The 21,068-nt window shown below is 44.3% G+C and carries 19 protein-coding genes; 4 read left to right on the plus strand and 15 right to left on the minus strand.

Annotated features, from left to right (window positions below; genetic code table 11):
• Nucleotides 1–24: 24 nt before the first annotated feature.
• The 4 genes from cyoE to OQJ75_RS06550 all read right to left on the minus strand — a co-directional run bounded on the left by cyoE (nt 25) and on the right by OQJ75_RS06550 (nt 3,744).
• On the minus strand, nt 25–1,035 hold the full coding sequence (gene cyoE / locus OQJ75_RS06535) for a heme o synthase (protein WP_265971745.1): 1,011 nt from the start codon (nt 1,033–1,035) through the stop codon (nt 25–27).
• Complete coding sequence (locus OQJ75_RS06540) at nt 1,025–2,080, minus strand: COX15/CtaA family protein (protein ID WP_265971743.1); 1,056 nt, start codon at nt 2,078–2,080, stop codon at nt 1,025–1,027. Before OQJ75_RS06540 ends, cyoE begins: the two co-directional genes overlap by 11 nt.
• A 60-nt stretch (nt 2,081–2,140) precedes the next feature.
• A complete protein-coding gene (locus OQJ75_RS06545) occupies nt 2,141–2,749 on the minus strand; it encodes a hypothetical protein (RefSeq protein ID WP_265971741.1) in 609 nt (202 codons plus the stop codon).
• Nucleotides 2,750–2,814: 65 nt separating this feature from the next.
• Nucleotides 2,815–3,744 carry an SURF1 family protein gene (locus OQJ75_RS06550; RefSeq protein ID WP_265971740.1) on the minus strand — a complete coding sequence of 310 codons (930 nt, stop codon included), beginning with the start codon at nt 3,742–3,744 and terminating at the stop codon, nt 2,815–2,817.
• Here OQJ75_RS06550 and OQJ75_RS06555 point away from each other — a divergent pair.
• Nucleotides 3,632–3,862: a DUF2909 family protein gene (locus OQJ75_RS06555; RefSeq protein WP_265971739.1), complete on the plus strand. Its 231-nt coding sequence runs from the start codon at nt 3,632–3,634 to the stop codon at nt 3,860–3,862. The two genes, OQJ75_RS06550 and OQJ75_RS06555, sit on opposite strands and share 113 nt — an antisense overlap.
• Nucleotides 3,863–3,881: 19 nt before the next feature.
• Here the strand turns inward: OQJ75_RS06555 and OQJ75_RS06560 are convergent, their stop codons facing one another.
• The 4 genes from OQJ75_RS06560 to coxB are packed head-to-tail and all read right to left on the minus strand — an operon-like array spanning nt 3,882 to nt 8,366.
• The gene (locus OQJ75_RS06560; RefSeq protein ID WP_009845661.1) at nt 3,882–4,766 is read right to left on the minus strand and encodes a cytochrome c oxidase subunit 3; all 885 of its coding nucleotides are present in this window, start codon (nt 4,764–4,766) and stop codon (nt 3,882–3,884) included.
• 38 nt (nt 4,767–4,804) lie between these two features.
• Nucleotides 4,805–5,479: a cytochrome c oxidase assembly protein gene (locus tag OQJ75_RS06565; protein ID WP_265971735.1), complete on the minus strand. Its 675-nt coding sequence runs from the start codon at nt 5,477–5,479 to the stop codon at nt 4,805–4,807.
• An 11-nt stretch (nt 5,480–5,490) separates the two neighbouring features.
• The gene (gene ctaD / locus OQJ75_RS06570) at nt 5,491–7,152 is read right to left on the minus strand and encodes a cytochrome c oxidase subunit I (protein WP_265971734.1); all 1,662 of its coding nucleotides are present in this window, start codon (nt 7,150–7,152) and stop codon (nt 5,491–5,493) included.
• Nucleotides 7,149–8,366, minus strand: a complete 1,218-nt coding sequence (gene coxB, locus OQJ75_RS06575) for a cytochrome c oxidase subunit II (RefSeq protein ID WP_265971732.1) — start codon at nt 8,364–8,366, stop codon at nt 7,149–7,151. Before coxB ends, ctaD begins: the two co-directional genes overlap by 4 nt.
• 508 nt (nt 8,367–8,874) lie before the next feature.
• Here coxB and OQJ75_RS06580 point away from each other — a divergent pair.
• On the plus strand, nt 8,875–10,581 hold the full coding sequence (locus OQJ75_RS06580; protein WP_265971731.1) for a phospho-sugar mutase: 1,707 nt from the start codon (nt 8,875–8,877) through the stop codon (nt 10,579–10,581).
• 107 nt (nt 10,582–10,688) lie between these two features.
• On the opposite strand, the gene OQJ75_RS06585 is transcribed toward OQJ75_RS06580, so the two are convergent.
• The 4 genes from OQJ75_RS06585 to yegD form a co-directional block, all read right to left on the minus strand.
• Complete coding sequence (locus OQJ75_RS06585) at nt 10,689–11,321, minus strand: LysE family translocator (RefSeq protein ID WP_265971730.1); 633 nt, start codon at nt 11,319–11,321, stop codon at nt 10,689–10,691.
• Between the two features lie 150 nt (nt 11,322–11,471).
• The gene (locus tag OQJ75_RS06590) at nt 11,472–12,104 is read right to left on the minus strand and encodes a fumarylacetoacetate hydrolase family protein (RefSeq protein ID WP_265971729.1); all 633 of its coding nucleotides are present in this window, start codon (nt 12,102–12,104) and stop codon (nt 11,472–11,474) included.
• A 345-nt stretch (nt 12,105–12,449) separates the two neighbouring features.
• On the minus strand, nt 12,450–13,526 hold the full coding sequence (locus OQJ75_RS06595) for a porin (RefSeq protein ID WP_265971727.1): 1,077 nt from the start codon (nt 13,524–13,526) through the stop codon (nt 12,450–12,452).
• A 539-nt stretch (nt 13,527–14,065) separates the two neighbouring features.
• The gene (gene yegD, locus OQJ75_RS06600) at nt 14,066–15,418 is read right to left on the minus strand and encodes a molecular chaperone (protein WP_265971725.1); all 1,353 of its coding nucleotides are present in this window, start codon (nt 15,416–15,418) and stop codon (nt 14,066–14,068) included.
• A gap of 159 nt (nt 15,419–15,577) precedes the next feature.
• Between yegD and OQJ75_RS06605 the strand changes: the two genes are divergently transcribed.
• Nucleotides 15,578–15,886 carry a DUF1289 domain-containing protein gene (locus OQJ75_RS06605; RefSeq protein WP_265971724.1) on the plus strand — a complete coding sequence of 103 codons (309 nt, stop codon included), beginning with the start codon at nt 15,578–15,580 and terminating at the stop codon, nt 15,884–15,886.
• A 118-nt stretch (nt 15,887–16,004) separates the two neighbouring features.
• Here OQJ75_RS06605 and OQJ75_RS06610 read toward each other — a convergent pair whose 3' ends face one another.
• A complete protein-coding gene (locus OQJ75_RS06610; RefSeq protein WP_265971722.1) occupies nt 16,005–16,355 on the minus strand; it encodes a HopJ type III effector protein in 351 nt (116 codons plus the stop codon).
• Nucleotides 16,356–16,549: 194 nt separating this feature from the next.
• Between OQJ75_RS06610 and OQJ75_RS06615 the strand changes: the two genes are divergently transcribed.
• Nucleotides 16,550–17,209, plus strand: a complete 660-nt coding sequence (locus OQJ75_RS06615; RefSeq protein ID WP_265971720.1) for a PilZ domain-containing protein — start codon at nt 16,550–16,552, stop codon at nt 17,207–17,209.
• Between the two features lie 59 nt (nt 17,210–17,268).
• On the opposite strand, the gene luxQ is transcribed toward OQJ75_RS06615, so the two are convergent.
• Both luxQ and OQJ75_RS06625 read right to left on the minus strand, forming a co-directional pair.
• The gene (luxQ, locus tag OQJ75_RS06620) at nt 17,269–19,842 is read right to left on the minus strand and encodes a quorum-sensing autoinducer 2 sensor kinase/phosphatase LuxQ (RefSeq protein ID WP_265971719.1); all 2,574 of its coding nucleotides are present in this window, start codon (nt 19,840–19,842) and stop codon (nt 17,269–17,271) included.
• Entirely contained in the window at nt 19,842–20,936 is a 1,095-nt protein-coding gene (locus OQJ75_RS06625; protein ID WP_265971718.1) for an autoinducer 2-binding periplasmic protein LuxP, read from the minus strand. The genes luxQ and OQJ75_RS06625 overlap by 1 nt, the downstream gene beginning before the upstream one ends.
• Between the last annotated feature and the right edge of the window lie 132 nt (nt 20,937–21,068).

Consider the following 21,068-nt stretch of genomic DNA (forward strand, 5'->3'; position numbering starts at 1 on the left):
CTGTAACAGCTGAAGCATCAGTTATCAAAGTAGATAGTGGTCCGCCAACAGAGCGACAAACAAGATCATGAGATGATAGATGGAGAACTTAAAGGTCTTCATCGCCATATTAGGTTCATCACGATATTTAAGTACCCAAGCGTGATAAATAAAACCGCCGTTGAGAACCAAAGAAGCGCTCAAATATATCCAGCTACTCATGCCGACCAATACCGGCAATATACATACGATGCTTAGCAGCAAGGTATAGAGCAAAATAGAAGTCTTGGTGTATTCGATTCCGTGGGTCACAGGCAGCATGGGGATATTCACTTTGGCATACTCATCACGACGATGAATTGCCAACGCCCAGAAGTGCGGAGGTGTCCAAATAAAGATGATCATCACCAACAACCAAGCGTTTGAATGCAGTTCGTTAGTAACCGCCGTCCAGCCCAATAGCGGAGGCATAGCGCCAGCGATCCCTGCTATCACGATGTTTTGCGGCGTCGCTCGCTTTAAGTACATGGTATAAATCACCGCATAGCCTAATAAGCTTGCAAAAGTTAACCAAGCGGTCAGTTGATTGACCCACACCACTAACGTGGCGAAACCAAGTAAGCCGATACCCGCGGCAAAGCTGAACACACGCACACTACTCAGTTCACCAGATGGTAAAGGGCGTCGATTTGTTCGAGTCATCTGGCCGTCGATCTTTTTATCGATCAAGTGGTTAAACGCCGCTGCTGAGCCTGCCATTAATCCTATTCCGATCATTCCAAACAGAGTTTGCTGTAAAGGTAATCCGTTAGGCACCGCCAAACACATCCCAACCAGTGCCGTCAGCAGCATCAAAGCCACGACCTTAGGTTTAGTCAGCGTTAAATAGACCTTCCAAGCGGCTTTGCTTTTCGAGACCAGCTCATTTTTTAGAGCACTTTCTCCGTTGACTGCGATCTCTTGGCTGGCTGCTATCTCTTGGCTAGCAACTACCTCCTGGCCTGAAGCTGCACCTTGAAGCACTACTCCATGTTGTGTTGATGTTCTAGTGACCATGATTACCTCCTTGTAATACATCGTTCTTCATCAAGTACTCACTCGGTTGACGTTGCCAAACCACAAAGTTTGTAACAACCATGGTGACAAGTAACAGAGCGGCCACCAAATTATGCAAAACGGCTACCGAGATCGGTAGGTGAAACCATACATTGCTGATCCCTAAACTGACCTGAGCAAACAACACTATCGCCAAAGTGAGAGCCAGCTTTTTTTGCGGTCCTTTTTCAAGCTTCCAAAGCTGATAAACAATCATCAACACCGTAAGTGTTGCGGCGATAGCTCCGAACCGGTGCATGACATGTATGGTTAGTCTCGCAGGATATTCCAACACACCAAACTCATAGTTATCATGCCCGTGTTGAGCAAAATCGAAGGCGTTCTTGAAATCTAAATAGCTTGCCCAGTTCCCTTCACAGATAGGTAATTGGGTACACACCAAAGCGGCATAATTAGACGATGTCCATCCACCAAGCAATATCTGGCCAACCACAACGATTAATCCAAACAATGCCCAGACTTTAAGAGACGAATTAAAAACCGACTCACTAAAGTGATGTTGGACATTAGACAGGCGACAATAGAGTAAACAGAGCAGTGACAGTAGCGTGAACCCGCCCATAAGGTGTGCCATTACCACAACGGGCATCAACTTGAGAGTCACCGTCCACATTCCAAGCAAAGCCTGAAAAATCACAGTGGCTGAGATAATTAATGGAAGACCAACTGGTGTAATGTTCTTTTTAATGCACCAAGAAACAACGACAAAGATAAGCAGCCCTAATGTTCCTGCAAAGTAACGATGTATCATCTCTATCCACGCTTTGTCTGCTTCGAGAGCTCGATCAGGGAATTGTAGATTGGCTTGATTCACCGCTTGGGCATCAGAAGGAACGGTGATCTTACCGTAACAACCCGGCCAATCAGGGCAGCCAAGGCCAGCATCAGACAAGCGTGTATAAGCGCCGAGAACAATCACGGTAAGGGTTAATAAGATCGTTAACCTCATCATGTGCATGAGTAAATCAGGGGCTTTATTCTGCATCACTTATCTCCCTATACTTATTCCCTTTCGCTGCTTACACTCAAGCATTCGCGACATCAACTACCCAACTCGTGATAGCTTAAGTAGCTTTCTTAAATCATGAATCATGCCTTTGGATTGCCCGACTAGCTGCGACGGTTCCGAAACGCTTTTGTACTCCATAACCAACTGCCCTAGTGGGTCAATAATGACAATAGAAGCCGGCGCAAACTCGGTACTTAACTGATCACCACCAGCTAACAAAGACAAATCCGGCTTATCAAGCGAACCCGTTAACGAGTTACCTTCCGATACAAAAACAACGGCGGTCACGCGCTCTTTGTTTTTCCCTAACGCCAAGTAGCTTTGATTCAAATAATAAAGCTGTTGTTCACACAAGCTTTCGCACTCCATCGGCGCAATATAACCCACTAACCACCCCTCTCCAGCCATGGGTACCGTTACGCCGAAATCCGCTAGTGTAATTCTTGGTTCGACCAATTCGCCGGAGTTAGTGACACCTGAAGTGTACCAATTCTGATCCAACACGGTTTTGGCAATAATCGCAGGCAAAGCGAAAATCAAAACTAATCCGATTAATACCAGACGCCCCTTAGTACGACGGCTTTTAAGCTCGGCCATGTTTGCCTCGGTACTTTCCCTGTTCATTTGTGCTTGAGATTTATCCATCTTTCTTCCTTGTTGCAGGCGATGCCTTTAAGTCGCTATTTAAACTTCAAGTGCCTACTTCTTATTCATGTGGCTATTTTTTTTAAATATCGGAATCCAATCAACAACATCAAAAACAGAAGTACAGCAGCCATTACAAACCATTGAAACGAGTAACCAAAGTGCTTCTCAGATTTCATCGCCGTCGGCCGCCATAACAACTCATATGGCCAGGAATCTAAGCTCAGAGGTTGGAAGACAAAGGGCAGCACTTCTTGCCCTGTGTACTGTGATAACGCTGCTATGTTTAGGTTTTGGATTCTATTAGGTGTCGTATTTTCTAAACCCAACTCATGACTTAAAGGGTTAATTGAGCGTGTATACAAGCGCCCTGACATTTTGGTTGGTACAGTGATAGTTCCTAGTTGCGGTAGTTCTCTTCTGTCATTACTTGCCGGAACAAACCCAAGATCGATCAACAACTGTTTTTCAGCCACTAAGGAATTGTTTTCATCTTCAAGACGAACCTTCCCCAACATGTAAATCACATACCCTACCGTTCCTTGGTTTATCTGGTTGTCTAACAAGAGCATCAAGCCACTCGTATTTACTAATTCAACATCAGCCTTCAACCCGTTTAGGGTTTGAGGATTTAATGACTCTTGACTAGATAAACCCAGCTCTCGCAACTCAGAAATAACGCCACCTAAAGGTTGTGACGATAGCTGTGCTCTCTCTGTTAATTGCTGTTCATAACGCAATTTCTCGTTACCACGATCGAGTTGCCATAAACCTAACTTGATTAAAACGCCGACTGAAACCACAGTTAAAACAACCGCTATCCAAAAACCTTTACTGCGGAACTTGTGTTCATCATCAATCAATCGGTTTGGAGTTATCACTATGGCGTCATCTACCTTTGTTCTGTTATTTAAAGTCGTATTGGTCGCTTTGCTGTTTTTTATCGCTTTCAATTTGATGAAAGGTCTAATCCAAATCGCCTCGGGCAAACACAATGGAAAAAAGCTCAGTCACTTCTTGGGACGTCGTGTGATGTGGTCAGCCGTTGTCGTGCTACTTTTATTACTTGCTTTGGGATCAGGAGTGATAACTCCCAACCCTCGCCCCTATTAATCCCCAATAGGCTCAGCAGTTAAAGCACATAAACAAACACAAACAAGCCTAACCAAACCACATCAACAAAGTGCCAATACCAACTGCCCGCTTGGAACGCAAAGTGGTCTTTCGGAGTGAAGTGGTCTTTCGCAACCCTCGCCAACAACACAATCAAGAAGATTGTCCCTAAACAGACATGCAAACCATGGAACCCAGTCAACAAGAAGAAGGTGTTGCCGTAGATGCCAGACTGAAGTGTCAGCCCCATTTCTTGATAAGCGTGAAGATACTCTTCAACTTGGAAGAACAGGAAGAAACCAGCCAGAACAATGGTTATCTCCAGCCAGACGATCAAAGCCATACGCTTATTTTGTTCAAGACTGATATGTGCCATATGCAGCGTCACAGAGGAAAGCAGCAGGATAATGGTGTTCTTAAGCGGGATACCTTGCCAAGGCATGGCTTGTGTCGTCACACCATCAGGGGTAGTCGTTAGTGGCCAAATAGATTGGAACATCGGCCACAACACTTCATGGGTCATTTCATTATTACCCGCACCACCAATCCAAGGCACAGAAATCATGCGAGCGTAGAAAAGCGCGCCAAAGAAAGCGCCGAAGAACATGATTTCAGAGAAAATAAACCAACTCATTCCTTGTCTAAAAGAACGAGAAATCTGCTCAGAATATAGACCACTCAATGATTCTGTGATCACATTGCTAAACCAACCTGCGAGCATGTAAAGCAGCACAGCAAACCCGACTAACAACACCGCTTTACCAAACACACCACCTGCGGCGTCGGTACCCATGTTTTGCACCGTCAATCCAGCGCCAACAGCGACCAAAAACAGTGCTACAGCACCCACCAATGGCCAGTGGCTTTGGTGTGGAACGAAATAAACTTCCTTTTTAGAACTCATCGCTCAACTCCTTATGTTGATACTGGTTCTGTAAATCCCTAGTTACTTGCGAGTGTGCTCGCTTTTGGTGAGCCAGATTGTAGTGTACTCAATGTTGATGTACTCACTTCAGGCTTACTTGCATCTCCACTCACCTGACTCGTGATGTTAAACAGCGTGTAAGAGAGCGTAAGCGTATGTATCGATTCTGGAATATCTGGCTCTATGTAAAATATCAAACCCATTTCGGCACTCTTGTGCCCCTCTAATGGTTGCTGATTGAAACAAAAGCACTCCATCTTATTGAAGTAGGTTGCCCCCATGCCTGGAGAAACCGATGGTACGGCTTGGCCAACCAATGAGGATCCAGAAAGGTTTTTGGCAATGTAGTTAGTCTGAACCACCTCACCAGGATGAACCTCTAACACTCGAACCTCAGGCGAAAACTGCCATGGCATATCTGGCTTGATGTGGGACATGAATTCAACGCGGACCGTACGAGAATAGTCAGGCTGCATTCCCTGAGGTTGAACTGCGGAAACGGTATTGGTTTTACCATTGATCCCTAAGGCCTCACACATCACATCGTAGAGCGGCACCAAAGCGAAACCGAAGCCAAACATCGCAACCACGCTCAACACCAAGTAGCCCGTCAGCTTTTTGGTCGATCGCTTATTAGACAGGCGCTTTGGTTGTTTTTTATCTTGATTGGGATCGCTTTGCTTATCACTCATGGTTCTGTCCTCTAATCCACTTTCGGTGGATGAGTAAAGGTGTGGTGAGGCGCAGGGCTTGGTACTGTCCATTCCAGACCTTCAGCTCTATCCCAAGGCTTACTTGGCGCAGGCTCTCCCCCTCTTACGCACTTAATCGCTAGCCATAAGAAAATCAGCTGAGACAACCCAAAGGCAAAACCACCAATCGACACGACTTGGTTAACGTCAGCAAACTGAATCGCATAATCAGGAATACGACGCGGCATACCCGCTAACCCTAAAAAGTGCATAGGGAAGAACAGTACATTGACTGAAATCACCGACGTCCAGAAATGCCATAGGCTGAGCTTGTGGTCGTACATATGTCCGGTCCACTTAGGCAGCCAATAATAGGCGGCAGCCATAATCGAGAACACGGCACCTGTTACCAGAACATAATGGAAGTGAGCCACAACAAAATAAGTGTCGTGATATTGGAAATCAGCAGGCACGATAGCGAGCATCAATCCAGATAACCCACCAATCGTAAACAGAACAATAAAGGCAATCGCAAACAGCATTGGGGTTTCAAAGGTCAAAGCCCCCCGCCACATGGTCGCCACCCAGTTGAAGACTTTCACACCGGTCGGCACCGCTATCAACATAGTGCAATACATGAAGAAAAGTTCGGCAAATACTGGCATACCCGTGGTGAACATGTGGTGCGCCCAAACCAAGAATGACAGCAGTGCGATACTACAGGTCGCATAAACCATCGAGTGGTAGCCAAACAGACGCTTGCCACTGAATGCAGGGATGATAGCTGAGACAATACCAAAAGACGGCAAGATCATGATGTACACTTCGGGGTGCCCAAAGAACCAGAATATGTGCTGGAACATCACCGGATCCCCACCACCAGCGGCATCAAAGAAACTAGTCCCAAAATATTTGTCAGTCAGTACCATGGTCACAGCCCCGGCGAGCACGGGCATCACGGCTATCAGTAAGAAAGCGGTAATTAACCAAGTCCATACGAACATCGGTAGCTTGAACCAAGTCATACCCGGCGCGCGCATGTTCACTATGGTTACGATCACGTTAATCGCCCCCATGATCGAACTGATCCCCATAATATGGACTGAGAATACGAATAGCGCTGTACTGTCTGGGCCATAAGTCGTTGAGAGCGGCGCGTAGAATGTCCAACCAAAACTCGGGCCGCCTCCCTCAGTAAACAGAGAACCAATTAGGATCAAGAAAGCAAAAGGCAAAATCCAGAAACTGAGGTTGTTCATTCGTGGCAGCGCCATATCGGGAGCGCCGATCATCATCGGGATCATCCAGTTAGCGAGCCCCGTGAATGCCGGCATTACCGCACCAAACACCATGATCAAGCCGTGCACTGTGGTCATCTGATTAAAGAAATCAGGCTCAACAAGCTGCAGACCCGGTTGGAACAACTCAGCACGGATCACCATTGCCATCGCACCACCGGTTAAGAACATTGCGAAACTGAACCACAGATATAATGTACCGATGTCTTTGTGATTGGTTGAATACAGCCAACGCGCCCACCCTTTTGGCGCAGCGTGAGAATCGTGCTCATCCAGAGGTAGGTCATTGCTGTCCAATGTACCTTCCACAGAATGGCTCAAGGCCTGATCTTCTGCAGGCGCCGATTTCACCGGCTTATCAATTGGTGAACTCATAGCTGCTCCTTAGCATCACTTTGTGCTTCATCCGTTGAGCCCTGTTCGTCAGATGCTTGGGCTCCGCCTTCTTGTTTAACTTTGTAAGCGTTAATATCTGAAGCCTGAACAATATCGCCCGTGTCATTACCCCAAGCGTTTCTTTGGTAAGTAACGACCGCTGCGATCTCTTTCTCGGTTAACTGGTTATCGAAGGCTTGCATTGCCGTGCCTCCACGACCATAAACAATGGTATCGATATGCACATCGACATCCCCAAGAGCAACCGTGCTACCTTTAATTGCTGGGAATGCACCAGGAATACCTTCACCGTTTGCTTGGTGACAAACCGCGCATCGAGTTTTGTAAACCTCTTCACCGATGGTGTTCAGCTCTTCCAAAGAAAGTGACGCGTCTAATGCATCTTGAGCCGCTTGCTGTGCAGCAACCGTTAGCTCTTTCTGCTCTGCTAGCCATGCATCAAACTCGTCTTCTTCCATGGCATGCACCACTATCGGCATAAAGCCATGAGCTCGGCCACACAGTTCAGCACACTGGCCACGATACACACCGGGCTCATCGATTTTTGTCCACGCTTCGTTAATGAAGCCCGGAATGGTGTCTTTCTTAACAGCAAAGGCCGGAACCCACCAAGAGTGAATCACATCGTCAGAAGTCATCAAGAAGCGAACTTTTCTATCAATAGGAAGGACTAATGGTTTATCAACCTCTAGCAGATAATGCGCGCCTTTCACTTCGATGCCTTCAATTTCTTTGTCACTGGTCGCTAGCAGGCTGAAGAACTCAACATCTTCGCCAAAATAGCTGTAATGCCATTTCCATTGTGAGCCAGTAATTTTAACGGTGAGTTCAGACTGAGAGGTGTCTTCCATCGCTATCAAGGTTTTAGTAGCGGGTATCGCCATTGCGATGAGGATGATAATAGGAATGATGGTCCAGAGGATTTCAACTTTGGTGCTTTCGTGAAAATGAGCGGCTACCGCGCCCTTCGACTTTCTGTGCCTCAGAATCGAATAGAACATCACACCAAAAACGACGAAGGCGATTGCACAGCAGATGTAGAAGATAAGCATGTGAAGTTCATAAACCTCACCGCTGATCTCAGTCACACCTCTTGTCATGTTGTATTCACTACTTGCATGCACTAAAGGCGACACTAAAACCACAACAAAACTCTTCAAAAGCCACGCTAGCCTAACCAGTAATCTTTTCAAAAGATCTCTCCTTATCCTTCCTAATTGGATACTTGCGACCTAAATGTCGTTACGAGCCATATTTCGTTGTGAGCTAAGTTTCATTACAAGCTATATGCCATTACGAGCCAGACAACATTCATTGTTATCCCGACTACACATGAAAAGGCTGAATCTGAATCTCAATCTACAACTCACATGGAGACAGCTTTAAAACACTATCAACCTCATATCTCCCCATGAGCCAATACGGCTCAAAAGCGTTGGAGGTTTCCATGAAAGATTCAAAAACGGCGAATTTGTTAAATTTTGTTATATTTATGTAAAAGGCTAGTTAGTGATATCCAATTGTTCAAGGTAAGTTTACTTACTAAACAGTCAATTATTTGAAGTGACTAAGCTACATGCCCTCTTGCCGTTGGAATTTATTTTATATCGAGTTTTACGATTGCTTTCATAGAAATGATAATCAATATCACTTAAGTTAAATCAACAGTAAGTCATACAGACATTAAAAGGTTTAGTGATTATGCAAGATGCAATGAATTGGTTAGCGAGAGACCCAGACCCGAGAACTCGTGAAGAGCTTCAACACCTCATCGATGAAGGAATGCACGACGAATTAGAAGACCGCTTTACGCAGCGATTGGAGTTCGGAACAGCAGGTCTACGAGGCAAAGTGGGATGTGGTCCAAATAGAATGAATCGCTTAGTGATACAAGAAACCGCGACTGGGCTTGGTCATTATTTGATAGAGCACGTTGCAAATGCCAAGATTCGTGGTGTTGTTGTGGGCTATGACGGCCGCTTAGATTCAAAGCAATTCGCTATTGATACCGCTTCTGTACTCACGGCTTTGGGTATTAAGGTTTACTTAACCTCGAATGTCGCAGCAACCCCTATCGTTGCTTTCGGTATTGAACATTTCAACGCAGCCGCAGCTGTTGTGGTAACGGCTAGTCATAATCCACCAGAATACAATGGCTTCAAAGTGTACTGGGAGAATGGTGCTCAAATCATTCCACCGCATGATGCTGGCATTGCCTCTGAAATCGATATCGCATCGACCAAGCCTATTCCTTTAATGAGCTTGAGTGACGCGGAAGCACAAGGCAAGTTAGTGTGGTTAACTGAAGGCTATTACCAAACGTATCGCGCTGCGATCAATCAGAGCCCATATGTGAGTAAAGACATTGAATCGGCGAACACCACCATCACCTACACCGCTATGCATGGTGTGGGCGCACAAATGGCTGAAGATTTGCTCCATGATTCTGGTTTCCATAAGGTATTCAGCGTTGCAGAACAAAGAGAGCCCGATGGTAATTTCCCGACCGTCAACTTCCCTAACCCGGAAGAGAAAGGGGCAATGGACCTTGTGGTCAACCTAGCAAAAAGTGTCGATGCAGACATAGCTTGTGCCAACGATCCAGATGCAGACCGATTCGCCGTTGCGGTCAGAACTGAAGATGACTCGTATAAAATGCTGACTGGCGATCAAGTAGGTGTGTTGTTCGCTCACTACTTGTTATCAAAGCCGCACACTAAAAATCAGCTGGTTGGTAATAGCATCGTCTCATCAACGTTACTTGAAAAAGTAGCGAATGCTCATGGAGCTACCTATTTCCAAACTCTGACAGGCTTTAAATGGTTGGCCAACATCGGCATGCAATTAGAAGACGAAAACAATGAGTTCTTGTTCGCCTATGAAGAAGCGCTAGGCTATACGATTGGTACTCAGGTTCGAGATAAGGATGGACTGTCTGCTATCGTTGTTTTCGCTCAACTTGTAGAAGAGCTCAAATCTCAAGGTCGAACGGTCTGGGATCTTCTTGCTCAAATTTCATTTAAACATGGGGTTCACACCAACGCACAAAGAAGTATTGCACTAGAGCCAGATTCACCATCGATTGGTTCTAAGCTCCGCTCGGCACAGCCTAAAGCAATCAACGGTGTCGCTATCTCTGTAGTTGAAGATCTGCAGTCTTGTTTACGCTTCGTCATTGGAGGCAATACTGAAGCCATTAACCTGCCTGCAAGTGACGTACTCATCTATCACCTCGAAGATGGTTCAAGAATCATCGTAAGACCTTCAGGCACAGAGCCAAAAGTGAAAGTCTATTATGAGACGGTGACAAAGTTTGAAGGGACAGAAACCTACGACGACACTCGCCTGCGCGGTGAGAAGTACATGGAGAAACTGATTGAACAGCACCAACAAGATTTGAATTCATAGAGATTTAGCGGGTTCAACATGTAACGGTTAAATATAAAAAATGGACGCTCGAAGCGTCCATTTTTGTCTCAGCGGCTAACCGCGAGAAAATATCTGGGTTGATTCGTCTACGAAGTAAAGAAAGAAGACAGCATCCAGATAGCCAATACGATGAAGACTCCACCCATCACTTTCTGTTGATAGGTGCGAAACTTAGCATTCTCTACCAGAGACTTACCAATCGTACCCACCAGTGCTACCAGTAGGAAATTGAACGTTAAACCTAAGACATTCAGCAGTAAACCAAGCACTAACATTTGCTCGCCCGAAGTCGCTTCAATGTTTGTCGACACAAACTGAGGTAAAAACATCACAAAGAATACCAAGGCTTTTGGATTAAGCAGGTTACTAATAAGCGCTCTTTGGTAATAGGCTTTTGCAGCAAAATTATCGTTTAGCTCCGGCGCTCTTCCCTGCTCTGTTCGCAGGCAGTCCCATCCCATCTTCAACAAGTACGCGCCGCCTAACAAATGTAGAGCTTTAAGCGCTATTGGGCTCATTGCGATCAACGCTGAAACACCCATTGCTGCCAATACTGTAAAGATGATTCCGGAAGTTGCGTTACCTAAACTTGCGAACACACCAACCTTGCGGCCATAGCTCATACTTGAGCTCGCGATGAGTAACATATCAGGGCCAGGTAAAAGAAGCAGTGCAACAACGGCTGTCAGGTAAACAGGTAAGATGGCTAAGTCGATCATGAGTTTCAGTATTGATAAAAACGGAGGCAGATTTTATATCAACTACCAACAACCTTCCAGATGCAATTGGTTGTAATAGGGTTAATTGTACGAATTAAAAACTAACTTCAACCATTCAAACCAATTTATTAACTAAACATGGAGTATTAATTAACTCGCTACCCACTCAATCTCAATCAATGTCGTTTCACCACACTTTAGACGACCAAGGAAGATATCACCTCTATGGACCTCACCAACACCTTTAGGTGTACCTGTCATTACAACATCACCATCAAGCAAAGTCGTATAAGAACATAACTCTTCGAGGATAGTTTGTGGAGAGTAAAGCATCTGCTCTACGTGTCCTTTTTGAACGCGAACACAGTTAATAAATAGCTCTAGATTTAAGTCAGAGAGATCGAAGTTATCAATAGGTACAAAACGGCTTAAAACAGCGGAACCATCAAACGCTTTCGCACGTTCCCAAGGTAAGCCTTTCACTTTTAAGCTACTTTGCAATTCGCGTTTGGTGAGATCTAGCCCTAAGCCTACAGCGGAGTACTGGCCATTTTCAACGATAAAACAGATTTCTGCTTCGTAGTGCAGCGCTTCTTGATGAAAAGAAGACAGAGATGACGTAACACTGGTGCTCGGTTTATTGAAAACCACCATAGAGTCTGGAATTGCGTTATTGAGTTCTTCGATGTGATCGACATAGTTACGCCCAATACACAGCACCTTGGTTGGAGTTGCTGCTCGTTTCGAATTCATCAACTGTTCCTGATCGACAACACTGCTCATAGTTTATCCTTGAACTATTTTTTGGAGTGCAGAGTTTAACGCATCATAAAATGAGAGTCTTCGACAAGATGGTTACCAATATCTAAATTCTGATCTTTAGCTCAATTAAATGATTTAAATACTTTTATCCGAAGATCGCGACATATAAGAACTGATGACAAGCCCCATAGTTACGTAGACAAAATGAATAGCAGAAGAAACATGAAGGAAAAGCTAAAACAGATACGTATAGAACGAAAGAAGCCCTCTCTAACAAAAAGTCAGAGAGGGCTTAGCATGGTGTCTAGGACAGTATCCTAAAAGGTAAACTTAAGGAGTAAACACTATGCTAAATCAGTCTGCGACTTATAGGTAGTAACGAGCACCAAGTAGCCACTGGTCATCAGCTTTTTCTTTGTACACGCCAGAACCTTGTAGGTCGAACTGGTAACCAGCGAAGCCTACGAACTGAGATGTGAAGTTATATTCAGCTTGTAGAGCTGTTGTGCTGTACACAGTTTCGCTCATCTTGTCGTCTTCTACTGCTTCGTAGTTAACGCTTAGGTTAAGGCTGTTAGCTAGTGCGTAAGATGCTAAAAATTCGTAACCTGTAGACTCTGAAATAACGCCAAACTTACCATTATTCATGTAGTTGTTCGCTGCGTATACAGCTGCAACGTAAAGACCTTCAGCGCCGTACGAACCGTAAGTTGCACTTACTACGTGAGAATCAGCAGTCTTTGAATCAGTGCCAACATTAGCACCAGTACCGAAAGTAACGTCACCAGTATTGTAAGCGTAGTTCGCAGAGAAGTTAGCGATATCGTAGTTCAGAGCGATTTGACCGCGGTTACCGTACTTATTCTCTGAAGCAACTTCGTTGTATTCTTCGTCAGAAACCTTACGACCTTGCCATGCAACGCCAATTGCTAGAGAGCCAGCGTTACCGAAATCTACAGCATTAGCGTAGCTCACCATCTCTTCAGCACGACCAGTACCTAGATTACCGTGATCTTCGTAGATGAAGTCATTTGCGAATGCGATTGGCATATCAGCAACACCAGCAACGTTGTAGTAAGGTGCCCATTGAGTACCTACTGCTGCACGGCCGTAATCGTCGTGAGAAACACCAACGTAACCAAGACGAGTTGTGAATGACTGATCACCACCGTCAAGCATGTTTAGCGCCCATTCACCTTTAGCGTCAGCAGTGAAGCCGTTACCAAGGTCGTGAGTTGCACCGAAGTTGATACGTGGAGATACAGTCTCTACACCGATATCATCGCTGTTTTGACGGTCATCGCTGTTTACATCACCAACTGCAACTGAAACGTGGCCGCCAACTGAGAATGTTGTGCCATCTTCGTTGTAAAGCTCTACTGCAACTGCCTGTGTACCAAATACTGCACCAGAAATTGCTAGCGCTAAAAGTTTCTTATTCATTTGTCATGTCCATTATGTAACTGGGTGAGTTATTCACTAACAACCTCGTACTTACGGAGAAGTTGTTACCTGCATTTAACAAGTAGGCAAACACTAATCGATGAATGACAAAAAAGTTGCATTAAAATATATAAAATAAAAGCAACAACACTATAAAAAACAAAAATTACTTTAAAAACAACATAATAAAACACAATTACAAGAAAGCCTTTGTGTTTTATTTATATTAGTCAAAGCGATTTTTTGGTTTTTAAGTCACTAAAAAAGCATTTAAAATCAAAGAAAAGAAAGACTGAATCAACGATGAATAGGAAAAACCTGACATTGAAACATTCAGTAACATATAGAATCTACTAGAAAACTTTCAAACGAAGGCTTACTAACTAGGCCAAAGCTAAACTCGCCAATATATGGATATACCACTGCTTTCAAGCTAAAACGTTAGACACAAAAAAGGGCAATCAGTCGAAGACCAATTACCCTACTTGTCATTTTTCGAAGTACGTAATAGCCCTATCAGAGCTAAACGAATCAAGCTGTTATTTAAAACAAACCTCAGCCCAACGAGCTAGGCCAGCGGTTACAGAACCAAAGTAATTACCACTCACAATAGGAACGTTTGGTACAGCTTGTTGTACGGCTTCACGAAGTATCGGTGAACGAGCTGAACCACCCGTCATGTAGATTACGTCTGGCTTTTTCTGGCCTTGTTGAATCGCTTCTTTAACCAACTCAATCATCTTAGACTTTGGTGCTTCAATCGCTTCAACCATCTGTTCGACTGAGATATCCACTTCGACCAGTTCAGAGGCAACATTCATCGCCGCACGATATTGAGAGGATTCTGCCAGCGCAATCTTAGCTTCTTCCGCTCTACGCACAATGCCGTAGCCCAAAGTGTCGTGATAAACCTTCATCAAGCGTTCTAGCTTTTGAGGCTCTGACGCTTCTTTGCGAAGTAATTTCAATGCCGCTAGGTTTTCTCTTGAATAGAAACCCTTTTGAGCTTCAACATTATTAATCGCAATTGGATTCCAGAATTGCGTCAATGGCATATCGATACCCGAAATGCCTTTGCTGCCCATACCAAAAGGTGACATCAGTTGTTTGAACGCAAGATAGATATCGAGGTCATTACCCCCTACCCTTTGCCCGCTGTGAGCTAACAAGCTCTGGGTTCGGTCCGCTTTACCCGACCAAGTTGGCCCCATTTCTAGCAATGAGCAATCGGTGGTACCACCGCCAATATCTACAACCAATACCGTTTGATTTTCAGTCAGGGTACTTTCGTAATCAAGGCCTGCGGCTACTGGTTCAAATTGAAAAGCGATATCAAGGAAGCCTGCACGCTTAGCTGCGCGTGAGAGTATGTCTTCAGCTTGTCGGTTTGCTTCTTCACCACCTCGACCGTGGAAGTTAATTGGTCGGCCGATAACAGCTTGCTTGATCTGCTCTTGAGTCGTGAGTTCGGCTTGATGCTTGATATTTGCCATCATGGCGCACACTAAATCTTCGAAGAAACTCACCTGAACATCATGCAGTCCACTCGCGCCAAGGAAAGATTTAGGGGACTTAACATAATAAACATCGCGAGGGTCTTCTAGATATAAGTCCAACGCAGCCTGACCAAATGCCATGTCTTCTGGCACTAAGTCGATACTCTCTTCTCTGTTCAGAGCGATCGCACGTCGTAAAACTTGCTCACCGATCGCATCACTCGGCTTGATATTCAAGTGGCGGAAGAGGTGTTCAGAAACACTCTCGCGGGTAGGCGCAAACACGGTTGAGGGAATATAGTGGTTGTTACCTTCGAGCGGTAACAGGCTTGGCTCTCCATTAACCATCGCCGCGACAGAACAGTTCGCTGTTCCATAATCAAATCCAATAAACATAATATCCCCCACTCAACAAAAGGGGCGAGATGCTACATGAAAAGCCTAAAAATTACGAGGTCATTTCTAAATTTAACTGAGTAATTTCTTAGCCTAACGGCTCTTCAAGAAGAAACAAATATGCTACATTTCAGCCCAAATGAATCACAGGTTAGATAAATGAAAACACCTTGCCGAGCGGCTTGTAAAAATAATGGCGGAATGTGTAGTGGCTGCTTTCGAACAATGGATGAGATTATAGGCTGGAAAGGCTTATCTGAAGAAGAGCAAACGTCGGTTATGGATAATCTTAGCGGCACGAGTTCGACTCACCAATGTCCACAGTGTAATGAACCAGCTCAATGCGATATCAGTGCGGGCAAAGAGACGTGTTGGTGTTTTGAGCTAGAAAAACGAGATACTAGCGATATTCCAAAGTCTGGAGTATGTCTATGCCGTAAATGCTTATCTGCTTTGCCTATTCAGTAGTTAGAGCCTATTTAGCAAGTTACAAGCTGGTTCAACATAGACAAAAAAAGCGAGAGGTTGTTTTCTCGCTTCAAAATACTGAGATTAAGTTTCGACCTGAACGCTACCTGGTTAGTGTCTACTTCGCTTTTTCAATCAGCGCAGGCTGAGAAAACTGGATACCCTTCCAGCCATGAACCATGAAGTTACGAATATTTTGATGGTCGGTATTCTCTGGAAAACCTAACACGTCGTTACGATAAAATTGACCAAAACAAGCAAGTGTTTGCTCTGCAGACAGACTTTGCTCTAAACCAAAAGCAAAAATCTTACACGAACCATTATTCTGCCCTGCAGCGTTCACTACCTCACCATTGCGAAATTCGCTCTCAGAAAAATCATAGTGAGCTTCGATCACTTGCATTGTATCTTCAAATTGCACGGCTTCTGGGGTTTCAGCCAGAGTATTCAATAAGGTTTCCAGTTCCATTTACTATTTCTCCATCAAGTATATATCTGTCAGCAGTGTATCTTGTTTTACGACAAGAGTAAGCCGTTGTTTACTTGAGATAGCGATTCACTTTTTTGTTGTACGTTGCTAATTACTTCAATGAAACTAATGACATAGTATCATCAGGACGTTATATTATTTTATCAAACGATTAACATTGTTCAGTAACGAATATGCATAAAGATAAAAACTTAGAACTGTTCAGATACCTAAAGCCAGGTACAAAAACAGCAGGTGTATTGGAATTTGGTCCAGACGACTCAATCCAGATCAGTACGCTTTATATCGGACACAAAGAAGATCAGTACCTTATCCTAGAGCTTACGCAAAAAGCGACAGAAGCACTGACACTGAGAAAGCTCACAAACGTTGATATTATTATTCGTGCGATTACCGACACCGAACTTGGGCACATTGTCGCCTTCAAAACCAATGTACTGGCTCATATCACCTCACCAGCACATCTAATCTTCCTTCGCCCACCCTCAAACTTTGCAACCAAGCCTATTCGTGAACACGAAAGGTATAAAGTACGCCTCAGCTGTGAAGTCACCTTTGATACCTTGTCACTGGATGCCACACTGGTCGATTTTTCAGCGTCAGGCTGCGGTATCTATCTTACCCAGCAATCAGATATCGATGTCGGCTGGAAGATAAAAGTTAATTCTGACTTAAATGAGTACTTAGATGACGATCTGGTCTACAAAGTGGTGAGTAAGAAAAGGCAAAGACAAGGCTGGTTGTTAGGTATCCAATTCCCTGAACACCTAGATATGAGTGATGAGTTGAAAACGCTGCTGTTAGAACAAGCCTTTGTCGCTGGCTCGATATAAAGGCAGAAAATTAGTTACTTCTCTTCAACAGACTCCATTAAAGAGCACTAAGTTAAAGCCTAGCGCTCTGTGTCATTCCAGTATGAGTTTTTGAAATGAACAAACGCTTGGTGGAGCGACTCTTCCTTAATCGGTTTTACAATCACGTAGTTCGCCCCTGCTGCCATAAAGCTGTCTCTTGTCGACTCTTGAGCATCAGCGGTACACGCATAAATAGGGGCTGACACACCAATCTCACCTCTCAGTTGCTGAGTGGTTTCTACACCACCGAGATTAGGAAGCTGGTTATCCATCAAGATCAAGTCATAGGTTATCATTTTAGCCATCTCAATCGCTTCTAAGCCATCTTTTGCCCAGGTGACGACCATGTCATATTTCTTACAGAAAGCCTGAGCAATAAAGGCGTTGGTGTGATTGTCTTCCACCAACAACACATTCAAACGTCGACTAAACAACGCCTCTGGCTCAACCTCAGCTTGTTTCTTAGCATCGACTAATAGCGGCTTGGCGTGTACGACCACTGGAATTTCTATCGTGAACTCTGAGCCTTGATCTATCACGCTGCGGACTTGAATGTCCCCTTCCAGCATATCGACCAGATTTCTTACAATTGTAAGTCCTAAACCAGTGCCTCCATATTCACGAGTGGTGGTCTCTTCTGCTTGAACAAAAGGTTCAAAAACAGCATCAATTTTACTTTCATCAATACCGATTCCGGAATCTTTCACTCGAACGATTAAGCTCGCGTGATCAGAGTTAAAGATACTCTCGAGCTCAAAGCTGACGGAGATACCGCCGTGATGAGTGAACTTAAGGGCGTTACTCAACAGATTAAACATGATCTGATTGAGGCGTACCTGATCGGTGTTGATTTCGATGTCATCAACCAAGTGATTCACAATGGTAAATTCGACGGATTTATCTTCGCACAGTGGACGATAGATGCTGTCTAAAGTATTAACTAACTCCCCCAAGCGGAAGTCTTTCTTTTGAATATTAAACTGCCCTTGCTCAATTTTTGAGAAGTCCAAGATATCGTTAAGTACCGCCAGTAAATGTTCCGCACTATTACACAATACATCCACCTGCTCGCGATTATCTTCATTGTGCATAGAACGCTTGAGCAGCTGAGACACACCGAGAATACCATTGAGCGGCGTGCGAATCTCGTGACTCATCTTAGCTAGGAAGTCTGCACGTACATTCGCAAGATGCTCGGCTTCTTCTCTTGCTCGATCGGCCTGTCGTTCCGCCTCGATAAGCTTAGTAATATCTTGCCCTTGTACCACTACACCTGTGATGCCGTGTTCCACGCGAATAGCAGACATATTCCAGCGAAACACCTTTTCACCAATGGGAACGTTAATACCCGTGAGTTTAGAGCCTTGAACCACCATTTGAATATTAGGCAGCATTCGATGCTCAAACTCTTGAGCGATTGGGCCATAATTGTCATCATCATCGAACAGTGCCATACGAGCGGCGGGGTTCATCTGAATCAAGTCGCCTTTTTCAGACCAAACCAAAATAGGTGAATGAGCAAAGTTAAAGAGATCTTGGAACTTTTGATTCTGTTCCGATAAGCGCTCAAAGGTGTCTTCAAGGGTACAACCAATATGGTGGAATTCGAAAATGTTAGAGCCATCAAACTTGTTGTACTCTTCACCATCACTTGCTGAGCGAGTGAAATCCATCAGCTTATCTAGCTCAGCAGCAACCCTTCTTTGGATCCAAGTTCGAGCAAAGAAAGACATCAATATGATCACCACAATCACCACGATAATCGCGCGCTGATAATTTTCTTCTAACGCAATGAAGTTATTGTTCTTTTGAACGGCTCGAATGATTAAAGGGGTTTCAACCGCGTTGATCTTAATGGTTGCTATAGTGACGAAATGACGAGGCAACTGTTCGTACATTTGATAATTGAGGATGTCAGTAATTGTGTAGCTTTCATCACCACTGAATGTCGATGTCACCGGTGTACCGTGCGCTTCAATAACGATATTTTCGCAATTACTGCCTTGTTGGATTGACTCAGCCAAAGAGAAGTTATTATCAAGCACAATGGCGATATAGAGCTGACCAAGCACTTCCCCGGTAGCGTTATCAACGATAGGAGTACGGCGAGCCAACAAGTGACGCTTACCTATATCTGTCCTCAGTTTAATAAAATGCCAATTACTGCTGAATGAAACTTCATCAGAAATATGCTTTAAGTTGGACTCATCCAAACCATAGAATTGACTGTTGCCATCTTCCCAAGCCAAACCATCGTGGGTAGAGACAAAGCGTAAATCTGGGGCATGATCAGGTTCACGTTGGTCAACACCAAAGAAAAAGTAGCTCAGAATCTCGTCATTACCCGTATCAAAATACTCTCTGAGAGTTTCACTGTGTGAGCTGCTGTCTTGGTGGATTTGCAGCACCGACAAACGATAATCAAACATGTTTTGGATCAGGCTAGAGGTTTGCTGAACCGTTCGATTCGTCTCTTGCTGTACGATGTTACTGCTGGTTTCATAATTATGAATAAGCACGCCAAGTGCCATCACGCCTATCACCAAAATAACGATACGCGTAATGAGTCTAGCTAAAGTGTTTCTAGGTGTACTGGCGTAGCTTTTCTTCATTATTGACCTGAGTACCTAAATGCTCGCTGTTTGAGTTCTGAAATACGTTCTGGGGAATCTTCCTTGGTCACAATTTCAAATTCACCAGAGTAAACAGTAGGCACTTCCAAACCGGCTAGATCCCACTTGATCGCCTCTGCCATCGCAATGCCCGTATCGTCGTTCATACGCATGACAGTAACATCTAGGTCGCCCCTTGCAATGGCTTCAAGTTCAGCAGAGCCGCCTCCCCAACCATTCACTAAGATATCTTGACCCGATTCACGAATCGCTTCCACTGCACCGAGAGCGACATCCGTTGAGCATGCATAGATAAAGTCTAGATCCTTATCGTTCTCTATGCTGATTTTAGCCGCTTGGTAGCCACTGTCTTTGTTTGATTTTGTGTAAAACGAAGACTTAAGGGTAAAGTTGGTATCCGTATTCACTTCATGGATAAAAGTATCTCCACGCGCATCACTGATATAGCCTTGTGAGTAATACAAAACAGAATACTTACTGTCTGGTGGACTTACTTGTTTAAAATAGTCCGCCAGTTTTAAGCTGCCTATCGCATGGTCAAACCCCACATACATAAATGGCTGTCTATCTGCCCAAGCTCGCACTGGCGTCGTGATATTTTGAAGAATCAGTTTGGTGTCAGTAGAGGTCAACACGTGTTCAATAAACTTGCGGTGGCGCGTGGTATCTAGCGTGAAAATCAAATAATCCGTCTTGTTTTCAATCGCTTCTTGCAACGAAATACTCTGCTGCGCGAGATCGGCATTAATACGGGTAAATACTTGATTTATTTGGTAGCGGATCTTCAGCCTATCGAGACGCTTCTCAAAAGCTTGAATATTACGAACCCAGTAATCCGAGATCTGTTGACCCGGATACACCACGGAAATCGTAATCGGTTCGTCTTGGATTCTTCTCAATGGCACAGGGTGATTTTGTACAGCCTCGACCATTTTATCAGTCAATGCTCTTTGTTCTGGAAAAGTGGAAAGATAGTCTTGGTATTCCCAGTACCCATTGAGGACATGAGTACCATGGGAGAGAGCGGACGCAGAAAATACGGCAAGTCCAAACAACATCAGTAAACGTTTCATATTTTTCTCGTTTTATATGAGCTACTTTGGCTCATTTTTTAACCTAGCATGACACCATCTCTTTGTATGGCTAATGGATATTATGTAGGACAACGATGATAAATGATAGCGTCTAACACTAATTAGAACGAC

The organism is Vibrio sp. 14G-20, from assembly GCF_026241515.1.
Classification (GTDB): domain Bacteria; phylum Pseudomonadota; class Gammaproteobacteria; order Enterobacterales; family Vibrionaceae; genus Vibrio.